This window comes from Pseudoalteromonas nigrifaciens (assembly GCF_002221505.1).
In the GTDB taxonomy this organism is placed as follows: Bacteria; Pseudomonadota; Gammaproteobacteria; order Enterobacterales; family Alteromonadaceae; genus Pseudoalteromonas; species Pseudoalteromonas nigrifaciens.
Genome location: NZ_CP011036.1, coordinates 1,645,857 through 1,670,023 on the forward strand (window position 1 = coordinate 1,645,857; position 24,167 = coordinate 1,670,023).

Annotated in this window: 21 protein-coding genes and 1 tRNA gene; 16 read left to right on the plus strand and 6 right to left on the minus strand. The window is 39.4% G+C overall.

Annotation, left to right across the window (positions count from 1 at the left end):
* Nucleotides 1-40 precede the first annotated feature (40 nt).
* From infC to PNIG_RS08070, 9 genes are all read left to right on the plus strand, one after another.
* Nucleotides 41-601: a translation initiation factor IF-3 gene (infC, locus tag PNIG_RS08030; protein ID WP_080516827.1), complete on the plus strand. Its 561-nt coding sequence runs from the start codon at nt 41-43 to the stop codon at nt 599-601.
* A gap of 211 nt (nt 602-812) precedes the next feature.
* A complete protein-coding gene (gene rpmI / locus PNIG_RS08035) occupies nt 813-1,013 on the plus strand; it encodes a 50S ribosomal protein L35 (RefSeq protein WP_004587840.1) in 201 nt (66 codons plus the stop codon).
* Nucleotides 1,014-1,028: 15 nt separating this feature from the next.
* Nucleotides 1,029-1,391 carry a 50S ribosomal protein L20 gene (rplT, locus tag PNIG_RS08040; protein WP_011328079.1) on the plus strand — a complete coding sequence of 121 codons (363 nt, stop codon included), beginning with the start codon at nt 1,029-1,031 and terminating at the stop codon, nt 1,389-1,391.
* 273 nt (nt 1,392-1,664) lie between these two features.
* Nucleotides 1,665-3,482: a M14 family metallopeptidase gene (locus tag PNIG_RS08045; protein WP_011328080.1), complete on the plus strand. Its 1,818-nt coding sequence runs from the start codon at nt 1,665-1,667 to the stop codon at nt 3,480-3,482.
* Between the two features lies 1 nt (nt 3,483).
* Complete coding sequence (locus tag PNIG_RS08050; RefSeq protein ID WP_011328081.1) at nt 3,484-4,125, plus strand: MBL fold metallo-hydrolase; 642 nt, start codon at nt 3,484-3,486, stop codon at nt 4,123-4,125.
* 94 nt (nt 4,126-4,219) lie between these two features.
* Nucleotides 4,220-4,678: an Lrp/AsnC family transcriptional regulator gene (locus PNIG_RS08055; protein ID WP_011328082.1), complete on the plus strand. Its 459-nt coding sequence runs from the start codon at nt 4,220-4,222 to the stop codon at nt 4,676-4,678.
* Between the two features lie 133 nt (nt 4,679-4,811).
* Nucleotides 4,812-6,368 carry a SulP family inorganic anion transporter gene (locus PNIG_RS08060; protein WP_011328083.1) on the plus strand — a complete coding sequence of 519 codons (1,557 nt, stop codon included), beginning with the start codon at nt 4,812-4,814 and terminating at the stop codon, nt 6,366-6,368.
* 195 nt (nt 6,369-6,563) lie between these two features.
* Nucleotides 6,564-7,634, plus strand: a complete 1,071-nt coding sequence (locus PNIG_RS08065; RefSeq protein WP_011328084.1) for a sensor histidine kinase — start codon at nt 6,564-6,566, stop codon at nt 7,632-7,634.
* Nucleotides 7,634-8,458, plus strand: a complete 825-nt coding sequence (locus PNIG_RS08070; RefSeq protein ID WP_089368227.1) for a LytR/AlgR family response regulator transcription factor — start codon at nt 7,634-7,636, stop codon at nt 8,456-8,458. Before PNIG_RS08065 ends, PNIG_RS08070 begins: the two co-directional genes overlap by 1 nt.
* 81 nt (nt 8,459-8,539) lie before the next feature.
* Here PNIG_RS08070 and pyk read toward each other — a convergent pair whose 3' ends face one another.
* The gene (gene pyk, locus PNIG_RS08075) at nt 8,540-9,976 is read right to left on the minus strand and encodes a pyruvate kinase (RefSeq protein WP_089368228.1); all 1,437 of its coding nucleotides are present in this window, start codon (nt 9,974-9,976) and stop codon (nt 8,540-8,542) included.
* 337 nt (nt 9,977-10,313) lie between these two features.
* On the opposite strand from pyk, the gene gndA reads away from it, so the two are divergent.
* The gene (gndA, locus tag PNIG_RS08080) at nt 10,314-11,687 is read left to right on the plus strand and encodes an NADP-dependent phosphogluconate dehydrogenase (RefSeq protein ID WP_011328087.1); all 1,374 of its coding nucleotides are present in this window, start codon (nt 10,314-10,316) and stop codon (nt 11,685-11,687) included.
* Nucleotides 11,688-11,770: 83 nt separating this feature from the next.
* Here gndA and ansA read toward each other — a convergent pair whose 3' ends face one another.
* On the minus strand, nt 11,771-12,781 hold the full coding sequence (gene ansA / locus PNIG_RS08085) for an asparaginase (RefSeq protein WP_011328088.1): 1,011 nt from the start codon (nt 12,779-12,781) through the stop codon (nt 11,771-11,773).
* 72 nt (nt 12,782-12,853) lie between these two features.
* Nucleotides 12,854-14,719, minus strand: a complete 1,866-nt coding sequence (gene sppA, locus PNIG_RS08090; RefSeq protein ID WP_089368229.1) for a signal peptide peptidase SppA — start codon at nt 14,717-14,719, stop codon at nt 12,854-12,856.
* Between the two features lie 316 nt (nt 14,720-15,035).
* Here sppA and PNIG_RS08095 point away from each other — a divergent pair, with 316 nt between their 5' ends.
* From PNIG_RS08095 to bamJ, 6 genes are all read left to right on the plus strand, one after another.
* On the plus strand, nt 15,036-16,997 hold the full coding sequence (locus PNIG_RS08095) for an oxidoreductase (protein WP_089368230.1): 1,962 nt from the start codon (nt 15,036-15,038) through the stop codon (nt 16,995-16,997).
* A 220-nt stretch (nt 16,998-17,217) separates the two neighbouring features.
* Nucleotides 17,218-17,766 carry an NAD(P)H nitroreductase gene (locus PNIG_RS08100; RefSeq protein ID WP_089368956.1) on the plus strand — a complete coding sequence of 183 codons (549 nt, stop codon included), beginning with the start codon at nt 17,218-17,220 and terminating at the stop codon, nt 17,764-17,766.
* Between the two features lie 324 nt (nt 17,767-18,090).
* Nucleotides 18,091-18,468: a hypothetical protein gene (locus PNIG_RS08105; protein WP_011328092.1), complete on the plus strand. Its 378-nt coding sequence runs from the start codon at nt 18,091-18,093 to the stop codon at nt 18,466-18,468.
* A 154-nt stretch (nt 18,469-18,622) separates the two neighbouring features.
* Nucleotides 18,623-18,713 (plus strand) — tRNA-Ser (locus PNIG_RS08110).
* Nucleotides 18,714-18,763: 50 nt separating this feature from the next.
* Nucleotides 18,764-19,150, plus strand: a complete 387-nt coding sequence (locus PNIG_RS08115; RefSeq protein WP_011328093.1) for a hypothetical protein — start codon at nt 18,764-18,766, stop codon at nt 19,148-19,150.
* Between the two features lie 69 nt (nt 19,151-19,219).
* Nucleotides 19,220-19,840: a BamJ family beta-barrel-assembly machinery protein gene (gene bamJ, locus PNIG_RS08120; RefSeq protein ID WP_011328094.1), complete on the plus strand. Its 621-nt coding sequence runs from the start codon at nt 19,220-19,222 to the stop codon at nt 19,838-19,840.
* 230 nt (nt 19,841-20,070) lie between these two features.
* Here the strand turns inward: bamJ and PNIG_RS08125 are convergent, their stop codons facing one another.
* The 3 genes from PNIG_RS08125 to nrdB form a co-directional block, all read right to left on the minus strand.
* The gene (locus tag PNIG_RS08125) at nt 20,071-22,437 is read right to left on the minus strand and encodes a TonB-dependent receptor (protein ID WP_089368231.1); all 2,367 of its coding nucleotides are present in this window, start codon (nt 22,435-22,437) and stop codon (nt 20,071-20,073) included.
* Between the two features lie 279 nt (nt 22,438-22,716).
* Nucleotides 22,717-22,986: a class I ribonucleotide reductase maintenance protein YfaE gene (gene yfaE, locus PNIG_RS08130; RefSeq protein ID WP_011328096.1), complete on the minus strand. Its 270-nt coding sequence runs from the start codon at nt 22,984-22,986 to the stop codon at nt 22,717-22,719.
* Entirely contained in the window at nt 22,986-24,116 is a 1,131-nt protein-coding gene (gene nrdB, locus PNIG_RS08135; protein ID WP_011328097.1) for a class Ia ribonucleoside-diphosphate reductase subunit beta, read from the minus strand. The genes yfaE and nrdB overlap by 1 nt, the downstream gene beginning before the upstream one ends.
* Between the last annotated feature and the right edge of the window lie 51 nt (nt 24,117-24,167).

The window sequence follows — 24,167 nt, forward strand, 5'->3', positions numbered from 1 at the left end:
TTACAAACAGCCAATTACACGCTTACTATTATTGATATTCTTGGAGGAACGTACTATTAGAGGCGGCAAGAAAGGGCAACAAACAGCCCAAAAAAATCGTATTAACGAAGAAATTACAGCTCAAGAAGTTCGCTTAATTGACATTGACGGCGAGCAAGCTGGAATTCAGTCATTAAAAGACGCGCAAACTATGGCTGATGCAGCGGGTGTTGATCTTGTAGAGATTAGCCCGAACGCTGAGCCGCCTGTTTGTAGAATCATGGACTACGGTAAGTTCATCTTTGAAAAAAGCAAAGAACTAAAAGAGCAGAAGAAGAAGCAAAAGCAAATCCAGATAAAAGAAATCAAATTCCGTCCTGGTACGGATGAAGGTGATTATCAGGTTAAGCTGCGCAACTTACGTAAGTTCTTAGAAGCTGGCGATAAAGCTAAAATTACGATTCGCTTCCGTGGTCGTGAAATGGCTCACCAAGAAATTGGTATAGAATTATTAAACCGTATCAAAGGCGATTTGGAGGAGCTTGCAGTTGTTGAGTCTTTCCCTAATCGCGTTGAAGGTCGCCAAATGGTTATGATGATGGCGCCTGTTGCTAAAAAATAATTTTTAAGCGATAATACGCACCGAAAATAGCTCAGGTCTGCAAGTAATATGTAAATATTCACCTGAGTTAACCGGTTTAAAGTAAGATTGCAGCATTTATGCTGGGTTTTCACCGGAACATGGCAGTAAGTTAGGCCTGAAAGTGGAGCTATAGCAATATATCTCACGCCTGCTTACTAATTTAAATGCAATACAATTTGGAGTTATTGCAATGGCTTATAAGCTAAAAAGTCACAGAGGCGCAGCTAAGCGTTTCAAAAAGACTGCTTCTGGCGGTTTCAAGCGTAAACAAGCGCATCTTCGTCATATTCTGACTAAGAAAACTTCTAAGCGTAAGTTACACCTACGTCCTAAGATGATGGTTCATAAAAATGACCATGGTCTAGTTTCACGTATGTTACCGTTCGCTTAATAGGGGTTTTTAGAAATGGCAAGAGTTAAACGCGGCGTTGTCGCACGTGCACGTCACAAAAAAGTTTTAAAACAAGCAAAAGGTTATTACGGAGCACGTTCACGTGTTTACCGTGTAGCTTTCCAGGCTGTTACTAAAGCGGGTCAATACGCTTACCGTGACCGTCGTGCGAAGAAACGTACTTTCCGTCAATTATGGATTGCACGTATCAATGCTGCTTCACGTCAAAATGGTCTGTCTTACAGCCGTTTTATCAGTGGTCTTAAAAAGACATCTGTAGAAATCGATCGTAAGATCCTTGCAGATATCGCTGTTTATGACCAAGTTGCATTCGCAGCGCTTGTTGAAAAAGCAAAAGAAGGCCTAGCGGCCGCTTAAGCTTTTTTATATAAGTATTAAAAAGGAGCCTATGGCTCCTTTTTTTGTGTTCGGCGTATAGTAATTATTCCGCAGTTTGCTTTTATCATTAGTATAAACTGTATAGTATATTGAATTTTAGTAAATTTATTGTTCCCCTTAATAATTCGCTAAACACAAACAAAGTGCTAAATGTTATTGGCTGCTTTTTTTTGTTGAATCACCGCACTTTCATCATATAAAAATGTTTAATTGATATAATTTATTTAATTAAGGCGTTTGTTAGAGAATTTTATGTTTGCAAGTTTATTGGTTTTATCAGCTAGTGTGGCGTATGACAGCCATTTACCTCCTTTGTTGCCATGGCAAGGGCAAAGCATATCCCTAATGCAAAAAGCAGGTCCACTGACCACTGACTTTGAACTTTCCTCTGGTGAAGCATCACCAAGTTATGCCGAGACGATGGCTTTTGTAGACAGACTGGTTGCTGCGAACCCAACGCAATTTAAAGCTCAAACAATTGGTTACAGCAATAGCCAACGGGCTATAAAAATGTTGATTGCCAGCGAGCAAGGGTATTTTCAAGCCAGTCAAATAGCAAACGATACTAAACCAACCATTTTTGTTCAAGCCGGTATTCATGGCGGAGAAATTGACGGTAAAGATGCCATGTTTATGTTGCTCAGAGATATAGCAACAGGTAAGCGCCGCGATATATTAAAAAACGTTAATATTTTATTTATTCCTATTTTAAACGTAGATGGCCACGAGCGCAGTAGTGCATTTAACCGTATTAATCAGCGCGGTCCGGTAAAAATGGGCTTTAGAACCAATGGCAATAATCTAAATTTAAATCGTGATTTTACTAAACTCGATACACCAGAAATTAAAAGTGTTTTAAAAGTAATTAACGACTACAACCCTAATTTGTATATTGATGTACATGTAACCGACGGTGCAGATTATCAATACGATGTAACCTATGGCTACAATCCGGTGTTTGCTAGCGAGTCGCCGGCGGTATCAGATACACTCAATCAACTTTTTAAACCTTTAATAGATGAAAAGCTGGTATCGCAAGGACATATACCAGGACCACTGGTATTTGTTATGGACAAGCGCGAGTTTAAAAGTGGCCTAGCGGGTTGGGTGGCTACGCCAAGATACTCTAACGGCTGGGGAGACTTAAAGTCATTACCGACCATTCTCGTTGAAAACCATTCATTAAAACCCTATAAACAACGAGTTTTGGGGACGTATGTGTTTTTAGATGGCGCAATAAGTGCGCTTGCTGAGCATAGTAATGAACTATTAGCTGCGGTAAAAAAAGAGCAAGCATTTATTCCTAAGCAACTTAGTGTTAAGCGCGGCTATGCTGAGCAAGCAAACGAAATAGAATTTAAAGGCATAAGTTACGCGCGAGAACAAAATGCACTTTCTGGACAAGTAGAAGTTAAATATTTAGGTAATAAGCAAGACTACACTAATCTTCCTATTTATTGGCAAAAAGAGGTGCTGCATACAGTTGAAGTACCTAAAGCATTCTTTATTCCGCCAGTGTATAGCGACCTTGTAGCAAAACTTAAATTGCATGGTGTGGAGTTTACTCAGCTTGAGGGGGTAAATACTCAACCATTAAAAGTAGCGAAAGTAAAAGATTACACTTTTGATAAAGCCCCCTTTGAAGGGCGATTTAGAGTCTCGGCAAACTTTGATTATGTTGCTGCAATTAATGTTGATTTAAATGGCTGGTATCAAGTGAACACGCAGCAAAAAGCAGGCGAGTTGGCGGTGCATTTATTACACCCCGAAGCGCCTGACTCATTTTTTGCGTGGGGCGAATTTAATACTATTTTTCAGCGTACTGAGTACATGGAAAACTATGCATTAATTCCTTATGCCCGCCAAATGCTCAAAAATAATCCTAAATTAGCGCTCGCGTTCGATAAAAAGATTAATGACGATAAGGTATTTGCCAAAGATGCCGATGCGCGCTTAAATTGGTTATATGAGCAGAGCCCATTTTACGATCAAGCTTATTTAAAATATCCAATATTAATGTCTTTTGAAGAAGACATTGTACTTGCTGAGCAAAAAGATAAAGAAATTTAAGATGCATATAATTACAATACCCGTTACTGCTTTTGCACAAAACTGTCGCATTATTGCATGCTCGCAAAGCAAACAAGCTGTGGTAGTAGACCCAGGTGGCGATTACAACAAAATTGTGGCGGCATTAAAACAGCACGATTTAACGTTAACAGCAATTTGGTTAACGCATGGCCATTTAGATCATGTTGGTGCGGCTGATGCCTTGCGTAATACCTATAGCGTAAAAATAATTGGCCCACATAAAGATGAGCACTTTTGGTTTGAAAATTTACCAATGCAAGCACAAATGTTTGGTTTTGCAGCGGTTACTGCTTTTTATCCAGATGAGTGGCTAGCACACGACGATATAATACGCGTTGGGGAGTTGAGCTTTATCGTAAGGCATTGCCCTGGGCATACTCCTGGTCATGTGGTGTTTTATCAGCCACAACAGCAGTGTGTTATTGTGGGTGATGTAATATTTAAAGGCTCAGTAGGGCGCACGGATTTCCCAAAAGGAGATGCTCAGCAGTTAATTACCTCAATTAAAACGCAAATAATGACGCTCCCCGATAATACCCGCATACTTGCAGGGCATGGCAGCGATACGAACGTAGGCTACGAAAAACAGAACAATCCTTTTATAAGTGGGCAGTTTGGTTAATGCTGAGTAAATAATTTTTTTGCCAAAAACAAGCAGACTGTTTTTTAAAACACATGTATAATTTAGCCAGTTTATCTGATAAATAAGAAATAAAATGTCTCTAAATCACGTAGATCGCCAAATTTTGGCACTTTTGCAGCAAGATGCTAGTTTATCAACCGCTGAAATAGCAGATAAAGTAGGTTTGTCGCAATCTCCTTGTTGGCGCCGTATTGCTAAGCTAGAGCAAGATGGTTACATAAAAAGTAAAGTTGCACTTTTAGATGAGAAAAAGCTGGGCTTTGATATGCTGGTTTATGCTCACGTGCGTTTATCGAATCATGGTAAAAAGAATCTTGCTGAATTTGAAAAACTAATATTGAGTTACGATCAAGTAACGGAATGTTACACTATGGCAGGCACCATGGACTTTATGCTGCGTATTATTTCACAAGGTATTGAGGGCTATGAGCACTTTGTACGTGATAACTTGCTTAGCTTAGAGTACGTTCAAGAAGTACATTCTAATGTGACCATGACTTGCGTTAAACGCAGTACCGCTCTACCTCTGTAACCAAATATCTATTAACGCTAAGTACTTATTACTTAGCGTTAATGCCCTACTGACAATTGTTAACTGGGCGCTAATTTGATAGAATTCAGCGCTTTTTTTTGTTACCCGTCTATGAAAACACTTGAGGAACTCAATGTTTAACTTACTCAGCAAAGCGCCAAGCTCTGCTAAAAACGATATCCTATCTGGATTAACCGTGGCATTAGCCTTGGTCCCAGAAGCTGTTGCGTTTGCCTTTGTTGCAAATGTAGAACCTTTAGTTGGACTCTATGCCGCGTTTATCGTTGGTTTAATTACGGCTATTTTCGGTGGTCGCCCTGGCATGATTTCTGGCGCAACCGGTGCCTTAGCTGTTGTTATGGTAAGTTTAGTATTTGATCATGGGGTTGAATATTTATTTGCCACTGTGCTGCTAATGGGCATACTGCAAATACTGGCTGGAGTTTTTAAGCTCGGAAAGTTTATTCGTATGGTGCCGCATCCGGTAATGCTTGGCTTTGTGAACGGCTTAGCCATCGTTATATTCTTAGCTCAGTTGGGGCAGTTTAAAGTTCCCGATGGCATGGGCGGTCAGCAATGGATGACAGGGAATCCTCTGTATATTATGTTGGGGTTAGTGGCACTAACCATGGCTATTATTCATTTTTTACCTAAATTAACTACAGCAATCCCATCGTCGTTAGTTGCTATTGTAACAGTTACAGCCTTGGTTATTGGCTTTGATTTAGAAGCGCACACTGTACTTGATTTCCTAAAAGGGATGACCGGCGATGAAGCGGTAACGATTGCTGGCGGTTTACCTGAATTTCATATTCCTATGGTGCCATTTACCCTAGATACTTTTATTATTATTTTTCCTTATGCACTTATTTTAGCGGCAATTGGTTTAATTGAGTCTTTATTAACGCTGAGCCTAATTGACGAAATAACAGAAACGCGTGGGCATAGTAACAAAGAATGTATAGGCCAAGGCGCTGCAAATATTACCTGTGGCATGTTTGGTGCTATGGGCGGTTGTGCCATGATAGGTCAGTCAATGATCAATATTAACTCAGGTGGGCGTTCGCGTTTATCGGGCATTAGTGCTGCGCTAATATTACTTGCGTTTATTATTTTTGCCTCAGGTTTAATTGAAATGATCCCACTGGCTGCTTTGGTTGGTGTAATGTTTATGGTGGTGTTGGGTACTTTTGAATGGGCAAGCTTTAAAATGATGAAGCGTGTACCACTGTCTGATGCATTTGTAATTGTATTAGTGTCGGGTGTTACCGTTATTACCGACTTAGCCATTGCAGTGTGTGTGGGTGTGATTGTATCGGCATTGGTATTTGCTTGGCAGCATGCAAAGCATATATACACAACCAACTATATTGATGAACAAGGTGCTAAAGTATATGAATTACATGGACCTCTGTTTTTTGGTTCGGTTAAAAACTTTGTTGAATTATTTGATGTAAAGAACGACCCTAACGATATTATTATTGAATTTAAATATAGTCGTGTGGCCGATCACAGTGCCATTGAGGCAATTGACAGCTTAGCTGATAAATATAAAAAAGCAGGTAAAAAATTACACCTACGACACTTAAGTAAAGACTGTACGCAACTGCTGCATAAAGCACGCGATTTAGTTCAAGTTAATGTAATTGAAGATCCAACCTATAAAGTGGTATCTGATAAGCTTGCTTAATTTAAATTAAGCAATAATTTAGTAAATAAATACGTTAAAAGCGAAAGGTTTATTCCTTTCGCTTTTTTATGCGTAACAATCGATGCGATCAATACCTGTTTGCGGCAAGGCTCTTAAAAAGCAAGACAGTTGGTAGTGCTAAGCGTTTACATAACTCGATATAATAGTGACAAATACACAGGGTAATAATTTATTTTGAATTGGCAATCTTTGATTGATAACAGACAGCGTTTTTTTTGGCTCTTGCAAGTAGCAGGCTGGATTGGTTACGCCTTGGTAAATTATATCGGCTCTAAAGTATTTGAAATGCGCGATATTTACGTATTTGTTATTTTATTAAATGCCTACGCAGGCTGTTTAATGACAGTGCCGCTGCGCTATATTTACCGAAAAATTTGGCATGCTTCACCTTGGGTATTAATGCTGGTTGTATTTAGCGCGTCCTATATTACGGGCACTTTATGGGCTGTGGTACAAAAATTTAATTTATGGGAAATATACCGCCATGGCTATCGGCCAGAAGAATGGTTTTACTACCTGCAGCAAGGCTTAGATTCGGTATACATAATTTTATGTTGGAGTGGTTTATACTTTGGCGTTAAGTATTACCAGCTATTACAAAGTGAGCGTCAAAAAGCACTAAAAGCCACTACCATGGCGCACGAAGCTCAATTAAAAATGCTTAGGTATCAGTTAAATCCGCACTTTTTATTTAATACCCTCAATGCTATTTCTACATTAATTTTGGTAAAAGAGAACAAAGATGCTAATTTAATGGTGTCAAAATTAAGCGACTTTTTACGTTATACACTTAATACAGATCCAATTAAAAAAGTGCCGCTAGAGCAAGAGTTACATGCCTTAATGCTTTATTTAGAAATAGAGCGAGTGCGGTTTGATGAACGCTTAAAAGTAAATATAGAAATTAGTGAGCAAGCAAAGCAGGCATTAGTGCCGAGCTTGATTTTACAACCTATTATAGAAAATGCGATTAAGTATGCAATTGCACACTTAGTAGAGGGCGGTGTAATAGATATTAAGGCGCAAGTGTTTGCTAATGAATTATTACTTGAAGTAGGTGATAATGGACCAGGAACAGAACTAATTAATGGTCAGTTGGTAAATGCTCAAGGTGTAGGCGTTGCAAATACCAAGGATAGATTAAAAACGCTCTACGAAAATAATTATTCGTTTGTATTATCGCATAATACGCCAAGTGGGTTAAAAGTTAATCTGCGAGTACCGTTTGAGAAGGCAGTAAAGTAATGATAAAAATAAAAACACTTATAGTTGATGATGAGCCATTAGCACGTAGAGGCTTAGCTGTAAGGCTTGAAGAGTTTGCTGACATTGAAGTGATCAAACAATGTAGTTCCGGTGCCGATGCGATTGAAATATGTAAAAATCAAAAAATAGATCTCATTTTTTTAGATATTCAAATGCCTGGTATGAACGGTTTTGAAGTTGCACGCGCGTTAAGCGAAAGTACACGAGTATTACCAGCGATTGTTTTTGTTACTGCTTTTGATCAGTTTGCAGTTAAAGCATTTGAAATACATGCTTTAGATTACATTTTAAAACCCGTTGATGACAACAGACTTAAGCAGGCGGTAGAAAAAGTGCATACTTATTTAAAAACGCAGCAAGACAACGCCCATAAGAAAAAACTAGCAAGCTTTGTCGCTGGGATCACAGGTAATAATTGCGAAGAAATACTTAAAAAATTAGCCACAGGCGACACATTAACGGATAGACGTTACCCAGAGTCGCTTGCCGTAAAAGAGCAGGGCGAAATAATTCGTGTGCCAGTTGTTACTATTCAATGGGTTGATGCTGCGGGTGATTATATGTGCCTACATTGCCAAGATGGGCAAACGCATATATTACGTAAAACCATGAAAGAGCTTGAACAAGAGCTTGATCCGCAGTTGTTTGTACGCGTGCATCGCAGTGCAATTGTAAATACTAAACAAATCAGTAAATTGGTCACTCAAGTAAGTGGTGAATATTTATTAGTACTTGAAAACGGTCAAGAGCTTAAAGTAAGCCGTAGCTACCGCGATAAAGTAAAAGCAGCATTAGCGAGTTAATATTTCAGTTAGTGATTGCAGAGTAGATACAAAAAAAGCGAGCTTAGCTCGCTTTTTGTATTTAAGTTACTGTATTAAATATTAGCTTACAGTAACAATTTTCATGGTGTTAGTTGCGCCCACAGTTTCCATAGAGTCGCCGTGAGTAATAATAACTGTATCGCCAGACTCTAAAGCACCTTGTTCAACAAGTGTTGCAAGTGCCGCTTTAACCATGCCGTCTTTTTCAGTTTTAGTAGAATCAAAAAATACTGGATAAACACCACGGTATAGCGCAGTTTGTCCTAGTGTACTGGCATGGCGAGATAACGAGTAAATAGGTAAACCTGAGCTAATACGCGACATTAACTTAGCCGTACTACCTGATTCAGTTAAGGTAACAATTGCTTTTACTGAATCTAAGTGGTTTGCTGCATACATAGCCGAAAGGGCGATAGATTCTGCATTACTTGAAAAACGACTGTCTAAACGATGTTTAGAAACATGCGTTTCTTTTTGCGACTCAGCACCTAAACAAACTCGCGCCATAGTTGCAACGGTTTCTTCAGGATAATCCCCCGCGGCTGTTTCAGCCGAAAGCATTACGGCATCAGTACCATCAAGCACTGCGTTGGCAACATCCATTACTTCAGCACGTGTTGGCATTGGATTGTCGATCATCGACTCCATCATTTGCGTCGCAGTAATAACGGTACGGTTTAATGAGCGCGCACGGCGAATAATGAGTTTTTGCTTGCCCATTAGCGCGGCATCACCAATTTCAACACCTAAATCACCGCGGGCAACCATCACCGCATCAGACGCAAGAATAATATCATCAACGGCTTCTTGTGTTTCAACGGCTTCTGCACGTTCAATTTTTGCCAATAACTGCGCTTTTGAACCTGCGGCTTCAGCCAGTGAGCGTACGTAGCGCATATCATCGCCACTGCGTGGGAATGAAACGGCTATATAGTCAACGTCAATTTCTGCAGCTGTAAGTAGGTCTTCTTTGTCTTTTTCTGTAAATGCCGGCGCAGTTAAGCCGCCGCCTAAACGGTTAATCCCTTTATTGTTAGATAAAACACCGCCAACAGTTACAGTACAATGTACTAAGTGGCCAACAACTTCGTTAACGCGTAGCTGAATAAGGCCATCGTTTAACAGCAGTAAATCATTAGCGCTTACATCGTTAGGTAGTTCTTTGTAATCTATACCAACAGCGTTAATATTGCCTTCGCCTAACTCCATTTTTGCATCAAGGGTAAATTTGGCACCAACAGCTAGGGTTACTTTACCTTCTTTAAAGGTAGAAACACGAATTTTAGGGCCTTGTAAGTCAGCAAGAATAGCAATATGTTTACCTAAGCGTTTAGCAATTTCGCGTACCGCTTGGGCGCGGTCTTTATGATCTTGTGCCACACCGTGCGAGAAGTTTAAACGTACGACATTTGCACCTGCGCAAATAATTTTTTCTAAGTTGTTATCTCTATCAGTAGCAGGCCCTAGTGTCGCGACTATTTTTGTGCGTCTTAGCATTTAATTCTCCTGTATGCTTAATTTTAAGCAGATTGACGGTTATTTTGTTTTATAAAGCAGTTACCATTAGCAGGTAAAGTTTTAGTTATGGGCAATTTTTATTGTATTGCCACTATTATATACAAAATGAATGTGCGATCATTATGACACCGGTGTCAGGGGGCGTCAATGATCTATAAATTTTTAATCTAGCGACTATTTCTCCCCCTGAGTCCGCTGTTGTTTGATATAATTACATTGTGATAAAAGTATATTTTTTTGCTCATGATATAATACACGTGCCAAAGTATTTATTTAAATTAACTAACCAATTAGTTGTTACCGAGGAGGGCACTAAATGCAAGTTGCATTAGTAGGGTTAGGCGTTATGGGGAAAAACCTTGCCCTAAACTTAATTGAAAAGGGCATAACGCTGGTCGCTTATGACAAAAACCCCCATGCGGGTGAAGAGTTATTGAGCTGCGCTAAGTCAGAAGGTTTAGCTGATAAGCTGCACATTGTTTCTGATTTAGGAGACATGGTTAGACGTTTAGAAGCACCGCGTTCTATTTTGTTGCTTGTTCCTGCGGGCGAGTTGGTTGATGCTGTATGCAGTGAGCTAATAGAAGCAGGCGTACAGTGCAGCGATATTATAGTTGACTGTGGTAACAGTAATTATAAAGACGGTATTAACCGCAAGCTTAAATACCAAAATAAATTTGAGTTTGCCACTATGGGGATTTCAGGCGGCGCAGAAGGTGCTCGTCATGGTCCTGCTATGATGGCAAGCGGATCTGAAGGTGGTTGGGAGCGTGTCGAGCCATGGTTTACAAAGGTTGCTGCAAGTTATAAGGGTGAATCATGTTTCGCTCGTGTGGGCCAATCAGCCAGTGGTCACTTTGTAAAAATGGTTCATAACGGCATTGAATATGCGCTAATGCAACTTATTGCTGAAGTGTATCAATTGCTGCGTCATGGCACTGGGCGTTCACCTAAAGAAGTAGCAGAAATTTTTGACGAATGGTCGCAAGAGCATTTAAACAGCTACTTATTGTCTATTTCTAGCCACATATTGTCACTTGAAAATCAAAATAATGTACCACTTGTGGACTTAATTGATAATAAAGTGGGTGCTAAAGGCACAGGTTTATGGACTGCGCAAAATGCATTAGAGCTTGGTATTGCAGTACCGTCTTTAGTAGCTGCAGTGCAAGCACGTCATTTAACGAATGTTTATGACACAACTGCTGCACAAGAGATGACTTACGCCGATAGAGCAACCACTAAAGTTGAAATTGACTTAGTTGAGCTTAAAGATGCATTTACCTTAGCGAGCTTACTTGCTTATCGCCAAGGTTTGGCTTTAATTAAAGGCGCGTCGCGTACGCATCAGTGGAAAGTAGATTTGTCTAAAACACTGCAAACATGGCGTGCGGGTTGTATTATTCGTGCTGATTATTTAGATAGTGTTGCACAAGGCGTTGAATTTATTGACACCCTTGATAAAGAAGTATTTGCACTGCGTAAAATAACAGGCCAAGCAATGATGACAGGCTTAGCGTTTCCGGTGCTTAGCTCATCGCAAACTTACTTTGCTACATTAACCACTCCAAGTAATGGGCATTTAGTACAAGCCCAGCGTGATTACTTTGGTGAGCATGGGGTTAAAACCCATACAGGTGAAGTGTGTCATTTAACAGACCTAGTTGAGATTGACGCGAAAGTACGTTAATCAACCAGAGTGCAGGTTAATTATTAAAACGACAAAAAAGCACGCTAAATTTAGCGTGCTTTTTTAATTTTAAGTCCGCTAAATTAACGGGTTAACTCACCGCGTAAATTGTCTTGCATTAAATGGCGAATTGTCTCTACTTCAAGGTTTTGGCTTAATAAGTAATGCAGCTTAGTTAAGCAAGCCTCTAATGTCATATCGTAACCACTGATCACACCTATATTAAGGAGCGCGTTACCCGTTGCATAGCCGCCCATATTTACATGACCTTTTATGCATTGGGTTAAATTTATAATAATAACGCCGCGCTTGCTGGCTTGCTCTAAAATAGTTAAAAATTCAGGATCTTGTGGTGCGTTGCCCACGCCAAAACTTAATAATACCAATGCTTTAATGCTACCGTTTACTAAGCTTTTCACAACCTCGGTACTAATACCCGGATATAAATGCAGCACACCAATAGGCTGCGTTGTAATGGGGGTTACTTGTAAATCGTTTTCAACATAGGGGCTTAATTGGCCTTTTATAAGTTGAATATTAATACCAGAAAGCGCTAAAGGCTCAAGGTTTGGTGAGGCAAATGCATCAAATCCATCGGCATGGGCTTTAGTGGCTCGATTACCACGAAACAACTGATTATTAAAAAATAAGCTTACTTCAGCAATAGGGTAGTTTGCTGCTAAGTACATAGCATTGAGTAAATTCACTTGCCCGTCTGAGCGCAATTGCGACAAGGGAATTTGTGAGCCGGTAACGATTACAGGCTTAGTTAAGTTTTCAAACATAAAAGATAAGGCGGCGGCGGTATACGCCATAGTGTCGGTGCCGTGGAGGACAACAAAGCCATCATAGTCTTGATATTTGTTTTTTATATCATCTGCTATTAACTGCCAGTGAGCAGGCGTCATATCAGAGGAATCAATTAAAGGGCAATACTCGTGAATATCAAAAAGTGGCATTTCTTCACGGTTAAATTCTGCATTATTGACCACAGTCTGAGTTAAGAACCCTTCTGCAGGAATATAGCCGCGACTCGATTTTTTCATCCCAATTGTACCGCCAGTGTAAGCGATGTAAATGCGTTTACGTTTCATAAAAAAAGCCCAGTAAAATAACTGGGCTTAGTATAACTTTAAATACAACTGCTTATAAAGGCAGATGCACTTTTATTGTGCGACAGAGCAAGCTAAACAGCGCGCATAAACACCTTGTGGATCGTTATAATCTTTAAGGTTATCTATTTCACTACTTAAACGCTTAACCACACTTTGTAAGTTAGCTTGCGTTGCAAGCACCGAGGTTGTTGCGTTGTTACTGCCAAGCATAGATTTAACCGACGCATTACCTAAAATATCTTGAATCATTTTTTGTTGCGGGCTCAAGCTTTGTTTAATCGTTTTAACATCGTAATGATTTAGTTTAGCAAGTGCTGCTGCCGCTTTAATTGCGTCTTGCTTATCACCTAGTTTATCGATTAAGCCTAGCTCTTGTGCTTTTGCTGCGATCCATACACGGCCTTGCGCAATATTATCAACTTGCTCAGGTGTCATGTTACGTGCATCTGCAACCACATTTAAAAAGCGTCCGTAGGCCTCTTCAACACTCATTTGAATTACTTGCGCCATTTTGTCATCAAGCGGGCGAGTAATAGAAAACCCAGCCATGTCGGTTGTTGCCACGCCATCCGAGTAAACACCAAGGTTAGATAAGGTGTTTTCAAAGGTCATAAAGGTGCCAAATACGCCAATAGAGCCGGTAATTGTGCTTGGCGCAGCCCAAATTTCATTCGCTGCTGAAGCAATCCAATAACCGCCAGAAGCCGCAACAGAGCTCATTGAAGCAATAACAGGTTTACCTGCTGCTTTAAGTGCTAACACCTCAGCGCGAATAACTTCAGAGGCAAACATACTGCCGCCACCCGAATCAATGCGCAGTACTACGGCTTTAACTTTGTCATCTAAACGTGCATTACGCAGTAGTGCAGCTGTAGAGTCGCCGCCAATTTCGCCGGCTTTGCGCTCACCATCTACAATTGTACCTCTAGCAACAACTACCGCGACTTTTTCTGTCATTGGGTTATCAAATACAACAGGGGGCTTAACTAAGCTTAAATATTGACGAAATGAAACTTGTTTAAAAGTTTTGCCTTTTTCATCAGCGCCAACTAAATCAATTAACTGTTGGCGAACTTGTTGATTGGTTTTTAATGTGTCTACCCATTGATTATCTAGCGCATATTGACCCGCGTCGCCATTTGCAGCTGTCATTTTTGCTAAAAATACATCCATGGTTTCGTCAAAGTTTGATTCATCAAAAGGACGTACTGCAGCAACATCTTGTTTGTATTCATTCCAAAGTGCAGTTAACCATACGCGGTTAGCTTCTTTAGCTGCATCCGACATGTCATTGCGAATAAACGGCTCAACTGCCGATTTAAACGTACCAACACGGAATATATGCTGCGTTACTTTTAACTTTTCAAGTGCTTCTTTAAAGTACAGTGGGTACATACCAAAGCCTTCAATTGCTACACTGCCATAAGGGTGCATAGCGACTTCATCTGCATGTGCTGCAATGTAGTATTGAGCTTGAGTGTAGTAATAACCAGAGGCAATAACCTTTTTACCCGTTTGTTTAAATGCTTCAAGTGCCTTGGTAATTTGTTTTAATTTATTTAAATGCGCTTTTGGCATTTCTTGTAAATCTAACAGTATTACGCTGATGCGGTCGTCTTTTGCGGCTTCGTTAATAACCTCAACTATATCATCGAGTAAAATTTCACCCGGTGATTCAGCGTTTGAAGTAGCATCACTAATTGCTGCTTCAATAGGATCTATATAGGTTTTTTCTTCAACAATAGGGCCGTTAAGGTTTAGTCTAAGTACTGAGCCATTTTCTACAATTATTTTATCGCCGTCACTTGAAAGAGACACAATAAAAACAATAACCAGTAATAAAAATAAAATGTTGAGTATTAAACGACGAGAAAAATTTATCCCAGTCCAAATACCTTTAAATACTTTTGCAATCAAAATAGATCCTTAATTTGGTACAACTAATACATTACAAGCATCTTAGCTCAGAATATAAATAAATTTAACTGCTAAATCGTAACGAAGTATTTATAAAGCTAATTATGCCACTGTTGCTATTCACATTTTTATCAATATAAACTTCAGTTGCACTTTTTGAAATTAAAAAAGTAGGCTTGTAATAGCCGAAAAATGGGTATTGTTAGCCTAATGTGCAACAGTTTATTAAAATACTAAGTTCAGATATTGCTTATTGGTCGGTATTAAAGCAGAATTGATCAATGCATACAGGTTAGACCAGTTAATGGGGCACAGGATGTTAGAACAACAATTACAATTAAAACACACACAATTACGTAACCGCTTAGTAATGGGCTCAATGCACACCGGTCTTGAAGAAGGTTGGCATAACCGCAAACGCCTACGTGCTTTTTACGAAGCACGTGCTAAAGGTGGTACTGCCATGTTAATTACCGGGGGCTATAGCCCAAATTTGCGCGGTAAATTAACGCCTATTTCGTCATCCTTTAATAGCTATTACGATGTTTTTAAACATCGTGCTTACACCAATGCAGTACACAAGCATGGTGGTAAAATATGTTTGCAATTACTTCATGCCGGGCGTTATGCGTATCACCCTTTTAATCAAGCTCCGAGCGCAATTAAAGCACCTATAAGTCCTTATAAGCCAAAGGCAATGTCGTTAAGCTCAATTAACAAAACTATTAAAGACTTTGCACATTCAGCCTACATGGCTGAAAAAGCAGGCTACGATGGCGTAGAAGTAATGGGCTCTGAAGGGTATTTAATTAATGAGTTTATGGCACCGCATACGAATAAACGAAATGATGAGTTTGGTGGCAGTTTAGAAAATAGAATGCGTTTAGCCGTTGAAATAGTTAAAGCGGTTAGGGCTAAGGTATCGGAGCAGTTTTTAATTATTTTTAGACTGTCGGTAATGGATTTAATTCCTAATGGTTCTACCCCTGAAGAAGTAACTATTCAAGCGCTTGAACTTGAAAAAGCGGGTGTTGATATTTTTAATACAGGAATAGGGTGGCACGAAGCGCGCATTCCTACAATTGCAAGTATGGTTCCGCCTGGGGCGTTTAAAGAAGCATCAAAACGCTTAAAAGATGTAATTAAAGTACCCGTTATCGCGGTAAACCGTATTAACACCCCAGAAATAGCTAACGAAATACTAAACGCAGGCGATGCCGACTTAATTTCGATGGCGCGGCCATTACTGGCTGATCCGGAGTTTTTTAATAAATATAATAATCAGTTATCAAAGCATATTAATATTTGTATAGGGTGTAACCAAGGGTGTTTGGATCACGTATTTAAAGGCAAACGTGCTACTTGTTTAGTTAACCCACAAGCGGCTTTTGAGCTCGACTACCCACTAGAAAAAACGACTAAAGCTAAAAAGGTATTAGTAGTTGGTGCAGGGCCTGCGGGTTTATCATCAAGTTGTTATTTGGCAGAAAAAGGCCATACGGTAACGCTGATTGATCAAAAAATGCAAATGGGTGGGCAATTCAATTTAGCCATGCAAATACCTGGGAAAGAAGACTTTAATCATACCTTAGCGTATTACACTAATGAGCTTGAACGTTTAAACGTAACGGTTGAGTTAGGTAAAGCATACAACGACAGCATGCTTGCACACTATGATGACATTGTATTTGCCACAGGGGTAAGGCCGCGTGAGGCAAGTATTGAATGCAGTGATGGTAAACGCGTATTTGCCTACGATGAAGTTATTCGTGGTGAAGTAGAGTTAGGTAAGTCAATTGCTATATTAGGCGCCGGTGGAATCGGGTTTGATATGGTGGCTTTTTTAAGCGAGCAAAAGTCGCAAAGTATTAGTGACTTTAAAAGCCAGTGGGGTATTGAGTGCGAACCTAAACCCCATAAAGATGATCGCCAACTGTACATGCTAAAACGCAGTGCAGGTCGCTTTGGTAGTGATTTGGGTAAAACAACAGGCTGGATCCATCGCCAAGTAGCTAAACAACATAGCGTTAAACAAATTGCTGATTGTCAGTACCATAGTTTTGATAAAAATGGTTTAACCATTACAGTTGCAGGAGATAAGCAAGTATTAGCAGTAGATACTGTGATTGCCTGTATTGGTCAGGTTTCTAATAATGAAGTATTGGCAAAGCAAAGCGACAACGCCAAAGTGCATGTTATTGGGGGCGCTAAGCTTGCCACTGCAATTGATGCTAAACGTGCTATTTATGAAGCGCTGCAAATTGCCAGAGAAATATAACATTTTGGCTTAGCCAATAGGCTAGTCTAACTTGTTATAACCAATTGGCTACTGCATACTATACCCCGCTATTTAGGCGGGGTATAAGTTTATCCCGCCTGTTAATATACAGCTTAGGCTGTTTATCTATTATTCTTGCTAAAATAAGCACTGATATTACAGCGCTTTATTTTTCTATGTTAAATCAATGCTATGCTAGCTTTTATTTTGAGAGATGGTTATGAACGCGATTGAATTATTATTGACCCGTCAATCTGACGCCAAATTAACAGAGCCAGGCCCAAATGAAGAACAACTCGCGGTGATTCAGCAAGCTGCGCTACGTGTTCCCGACCATGGTTGTATTGCACCTTGGCAATTTATTGTTGTACAAGGCGATGCGCGCCATAAATTAGGCGACATTTTTCAGCAAAGTGCAATTGCTGAGCAACAAGCCGAAAAAATGATTGAGCGCACAAAAGAGCACCCGTTGCGCGCGCCTATGATTATTATTGCTATAGCAAAGTATCAAGAACATCCAAAAGTCCCGCGAATTGAGCAAATACAAAGCGCAGGGTGTAGCGTATTTGCTATGCAACAAGCGGCTTTTGCACAAGGGCTTAGTGGTATTTGGCGAACAGGTTTTTTTGCGCAAAGCCCTGCAGTTAAACAGGCATTAAAATTAAATGAGCAAGACGAAATAGTGGGCTATTTGTATTTAGGCACGCCGGCTGTTGAGTGTAAAAAGTCGCCTCGTCATAAAGCTGTTGATTTTTTCAGCTACTTATAAAATAAGATGAACTTTTTGCCCTACTTATACTCATACACCATTAACGCTTGTATGTTAGAGTGGATGTGTAAGTAACCAGAACTCTTGATAATAAATCTATCTCTAGCAGCTATTTTCAACGCTAGAGAAAATAAGTTTAAATATCATTATTATTAAATGTGTTAGTAAATACCTTAACCAGAGTTCAGGTTAAGTAGTTTAGCTGTGAGAAGTGCTAGGATGCGTAATCTATAAAACTCCTTCTGCAGTTTGTTTTTTAATCGATTGTTTTTTGATAAAGTATGGAAAGTCTTAATAAAAACAAAGATAAAGAAGACGAAATTAATGGGAAATTTATTTTTACGTGAAAAAGAAAGTTGGCTGGCCTGGTCTTTTTGGGGCGCCATAGGTGCTTTTATAACCCTTTATGTTGCAATGAGTACCAGTAAAGCACATTTTATTGTTGCCTCATCAATGGGGGTGTTAGTTGTTTTAACCTGGTGGATGCAACAATCTAAACGCTATGACTTTGGTCGTGCATTTAAAATATGTTGTTATGTGTTATTGCTCACCGTATTGCCTGCATTTTTGGTTGTAGTAGTGCCTAGTGATGATTTAAATCGGTTTGATTTAATATTTCAAAGTGCAACATTTTTAACTTTAAGTTTATTTGTGTGTTTGCTTTGTTCTTGGATTGCACGCAGGCCAAAGCAATATTACTAAAATAAACTCCTTTGTTAAATTTAGCAGTCGCTAAATTAATAACCGTTGGTATTTTAATAGATTGCTTTAATTTTAAGCATAAAATTATTTTTAACGATTTTATGCTTTTAAGCCTTTACAAGTTTGTCATTTACCCCTATTATTCGCGCCGTGCGGAGAGATGGCAGAGTGGTCGAATGCACCGGTCTTGAAAACCGGCATGGGTTTATAGCCCATCTAGGGTTCAAATCCCTATCTCTCCACCATTATTTAAAAAAACCGCCTTATTGGCGGTTTTTTGCTTTGTGGAACTTGTATGTCAAAATCAACTAACCTTTCAACCTCACAGCAATTAATTAAACACGTTTTATTATGGATTGTGTTTGCTTATTGTTATCAAAGTGCAATAAGTTTATTAGTCAAAATGGCGCTTGATGCGCAACCAAATAACCCTGTTATTACCGCCTTTGTTTATGCCCTCGGTTTTAATATTTTAGTGGCTCATTTAATTACTAAATACGATAAATTTTGGCCAGTTATTGGCTCAGTATTTATAGGTTTAGTTGGGCTTGTGGTAATTCCATTTTTATTATTTGGTGCTAGTGGATTACTCACTTTAGCGCTACTTGCTGGAATTTTATGCAGTTTACCAGTGAGTACCTATATTGTTGGCCTAATTAAAGTAAAACACAGCAAAAACTAGCCCCAAAGCGGGTTTATTTTGTGATAGCATAGTCGCGTCTTTTAACTAACAAAACGTGAAAAACACATTATGTCAGATAATTTTACTACAGATGCTGAAAAAGCAAGTTACGGTATTGGCTTACAAATGGGTGAGCAACTTAAGTCTAATCCTTTTGAAGGCTTAAACCTAAATTCAGTGTTTGAAGGCATGAAAGATGCGTACGCAGGTAGCGCTTTTCAAGTTGAGATCCCTGAGATCCAAGCTGCTTTTGAAAAAATCAATGAAGAAATTCAAGCTCGTCGTGAGCAAGAATCACAAGTACTTGCTGCTGAAGGCATTGCATTTCTAGAAGAAAATGCAAAACGTCCTGAAATCACAGTGACTGAATCAGGTCTTCAATACGAAGTAATTACTACAGGTGAAGGCGACAAGCCAACAGCTGAGTCTACAGTACGTGTTGATTACCACGGTACATTAATTAACGGTACTGTTTTTGATAGCTCATACGAGCGCGGTCAACCTGCTGAATTCCCAGTAGGTGGCGTGATCAAAGGCTGGACTGAAGCATTACAAATGATGCCAGCGGGTACTAAATGGCGTCTTTACGTTCCTCATGACCTTGCTTATGGTGAACGTGGTGCCGGTGCTGCAATCGCACCTTACTCAACACTAGTATTTGATGTTGAGTTACACGAAATTATTGCTTAAGTATTCTTAAGCAATAAATAAAAAACCGCATTCATTAAATTGAATGCGGTTTTTTTGTGTCTTACCGGTATATTTAACTTTTTCTATTGCTCATTTATTTCTTTTTGTGAAAAGTATTTAAAGTGAGATATGTATAAAGAGGATGTAAAACACTGTACTTTAGCAAGCAATAAATACGCCCCAGCATAGCAAGGGGCTTATTAATGATTAGCGGTAATTAAAGTATATTGTTAAAAGTAGCCGCGAATACCAAAGCGGAAGTTTCTACCTGGTAATGGGGCGGTGTCTTTAATAAATGAGCTATGTACAAAGCCAAGCTCATCAGTAATATTATCAACGTTGATATACAGTTGTGTATCAAGGTTACCTAAATCTAGCTGATAGTTAGCTTGTGCATCAAATAAAGTATAACCATCGGTTTTAGTCTCATAGGCGGTAATATCGGTTTGTGAAAAATAATGGGTACCGGTTAATGCGAATTGCCAATTACCTAAGTTGTATTGCAACTCAGAGCCTAATTTATTAGCAGGGATACGAGGTAAGTTTTCATCGTCTTGCTTGAGTTTTGCTCGCGTAGAGTCACCAAATACTTTAACCAAGGTGCTTGCGTTAACTTTATAATGCGCATCAAACTCTAAGCCATACAGCTCGGCGTCTTTACTGGTAAACTGATACACCGCCACACCATGGTCGTGGCCGTTATCAGCCGCTTCTAAACCATGTTCTTCATCAAATACTAAGCCAGTATTTTCTTGAAAGTAAAAGTTTTTAATATCATTATAAAAAAAGTTTACAGAGTAACCAAAGTCACCGCTAAAGCGTCTAAAACCTAAATCAATATTGGTTGAGGTTTCTTGTTTGATATTCTCGGGTTCAAAATGCGCTTCACCGTCTTCAATATGATAGCCTAGGCCAAGCTCATAGGTACCAGTTGCAATGTGTAAGCCATTAGATAATAGCTCTGCAGAGAGCGGGGCACGTTCTGAGTGTGAAAGACTCATTGCCATACTATATCCAGGGGTATATTGCCAAATAGCACCCATTGAAGCGCTAAGGTTAGTAAAGCTTTTAGTGTAGTCAAGTACTTCAGCATTGCTTGTTTGCGTGTCATCATGGCTATGCTGATGCGTTGCTATTTGGCTTTTTATTTTATAGTCTTCAACTCGCGCACCTAACTCAATAGTTACATCACCAAACTCACGTTCTTCTAATAAATATAAAGCATTAGTGGTCGTTACACTGGCTGGCGTAAATGCTTCTTCGCCGTTGGCATCATAATCAGAATCACTGTAGTGATAACCCACCATGCCGTGCCAATCAGCTAATTTATGTTCTATGTTTAAGCGTGCTTCAGTGGTTTTGTTTTTAAATGTAGTGCCTATTTCACCATTTTCAATTTCACTGTGTAAGTAATCTGTATAGCCTAAGCGCAAATTAATGGTTTCAATCCAATTATTATGTAGCGCATAGCTTAATAGACCTTGCCAGCGATCTTGCTCTAACTGGGCAAAAACAGGTGTTTCTTCATGTGCTTCATCACTATGGGCATCGCCGTCGGCTGCATGATCGTGTTCATGTCCGTGATCATGCTCATGACCTGGAATACCATAATCCGTTTTTATTTTACCGTAAGAAAACCCAACCGTTAAATGCTCACCTACGTAGCTAGTACCAAAGTTAACGGTTTCACTGTCGATAAAGGTGTTTTCTACAGAATCTTTACTTTCAACATCACCATCTTCGTGAAGCTGGTTAAATCGTGGTGTTTGATAGTCATCGCCGCTGCGTTTAGTGCCATCAAAATGAAAGTTAAAATTATTATAACCCGTCTCTAACTTTGCAGCGTAGGTATTCGCGTTGGATACCGAATCGTGACTGTATTCTACTGCACCGGTTAATTCATCTATATTACTCGTAGGAATGCGGTTATCAACTACGTTTACCACACCACCAATAGCACCAGAGCCATACAGTAGGGTACTTGGGCCACGTAGTACTTCTATTTGTTCAGCAGCTAAGCTGTCGCTAGAAGTAGCATGATCAGGGCCAATACGCGATGCATCACTGCTGTCTAAGCCATTTTGCATAATTTTAACCCGAGGGCCATCTAAGCCACGAATAATTGGGCTTGATGAAACAGGGCCAAAATAACTCGCGTTAACTCCCGGTAAGCCTTTTAGGGTTTCGCCAAGCGTTGGCTTTGACTTGTTTCTTAGCTCATCACCAGAGAGTACATTTACCGGAGAAATCATTTCTAAGCTACTTTTGTGCAAGGCCGATGCAAACACAACTACAGTTTCAATAGAGGTTGGCTTTAAAGCAATTGCAATATTGTTTGATGACTCGGTTACCGTAATGCGTGAATCGCTATAGTTATCTTTGCTAATATGCAGCTGGGCGCTCGCATCAAGCTCAATGGCAAACTCGCCAAGCTTGTTAGTTTTAACGCTTTGAGATTTACCGTGTACATGAATAGTGGCGTTTTCAATAGGTTGATTTTTTTCATCTGTTACTTTGCCATTAACAGTAGCAGCAAGTGCAGAGTGAGAGCATAAAACAGAAAAAATTGCAGAGGAGATTAATGTTAGCTTAGTCATGAGTCTTTAAGTTCGTGGTTGTTATGTTGTGATATAATATAACACTACAAAAGCGACGGTTCAATGATGTTATAGTATAACCTTATCGATTTTAGTAATTAATTAGCAGGGAAATCTGCAAGGCTTTGATTGTTAACAATTTATAAAGGTTAATTAATTTGGTTTATGAATATGCTTTTTATAAAGGGCTAAAAAGTACTTTTAAACTAAGTGGTTTAAAAGTACTTAAAACTGATTAGAGAGTGATTTTTAGACTGTTTGGTTTAAATGAAGTTGAAGTTAAAGTTTAATATGTATGTCGCCATTAGGTTTGCAGCAGCACAACAGTATTTCGCCGTCGCGTACAAACGCTAGAGGCTCTTCATTATAATCAACTTTACCCGACACTAAAGTCGCTCTGCAGGCACCGCAATAGCCTTCGCGGCATTGAAAGGCCACTTCTATCTGTTGAGATTCTAGGCAGTGTAAAACAGAAGGGCAGCCAGTGCTAAATTCTATGCACTGGCTGTTATCTGCAAGCGTAATGCTTGCAGTAGGTCGATCAGTCATTATAAATCAAAGTCACCAAATTCAGAGGCATCAACTTGCGAGTCTATTTGACCAACAAGGTAGGAGCTAATTTCAGCTTCTTGTGGTGCTACTTGCACGTTATCTGACACCAACCAAGAGTTTATCCATGGGATAGGATTACTGTTGTTTTTAAACTGTGCAGGAAAACCAATGGCTGTCATTCGAGCGTTGGTAATGTATTCAACGTACTGACATAAAATGTGTTTATTTAAGCCAATCATTGAGCCATCTTTGAATAAGTACTCGGCCCATTCTTTTTCTTGCTCTGCAGCGTCCACAAACATTTTAATTGCTTCGTCGCGGCACTGCGCGGCAACAATCGCCATTTCTGGATCGTCTTTACCGTCTTGCATAATATTTAAAATATGCTGAGTGCCAGATAAATGTAGCGCTTCATCGCGGGCAATAAGCTTGATTATTTTAGCGTTACCTTCCATCAATTCACGCTCAGCAAACGCAAACGAGCAGGCAAAGCTGACATAAAAACGAATCGCTTCTAAAATATTTACCGACATCATTGCCAGGTAAAGTTTCTTTTTCAGCTCAAATAAATTAACAACAACAGATTTACCGTTAATCTCGTGTTTGCCTTCACCGTATAAATTGTAAAGCGACACTGAGTTAATTAAATCATCGTAGTATTTTGTTACCGCATCGGCACGTTCACTAATTTTGTCATTGCTAACTATGTCATCAAAAATAAGTTCAGGTGCTTGGGTAACATTACGAATAATATGCGTGTACGAGCGGCTATGAATCGTTTCACTAAACGCCCACGTTTCTATCCATGTTTCTAACTCTGGTAGCGATACAATAGGTAGTAGGGCCACGTTTGGTGAACGCCCTTGTACGCTATCAAGCAATGTTTGATATTTTAAGTTACTTAAAAATATATGCTTTTCATGATCAGGTAATGCTTGAAAGTCTAAGCGGTCTTTGCTTACGTCTACTTCTTCTGGGCGCCAAAAAAACGAAAGCTGCTTTTCAATTAGTTTTTCAAAAATAGGGTATTTTTGTTGATCATAACGAGATACGTTAACGGTTTGGCCAAAAAACATTGGCTCTTCCATTTGGTTATTATGTTTACGACTAAAGGTAGTATAAGACATGTTTATCACTCAAAAAACTATCAGAATAAAGCGGGCTTAGTGCCCGCTTAA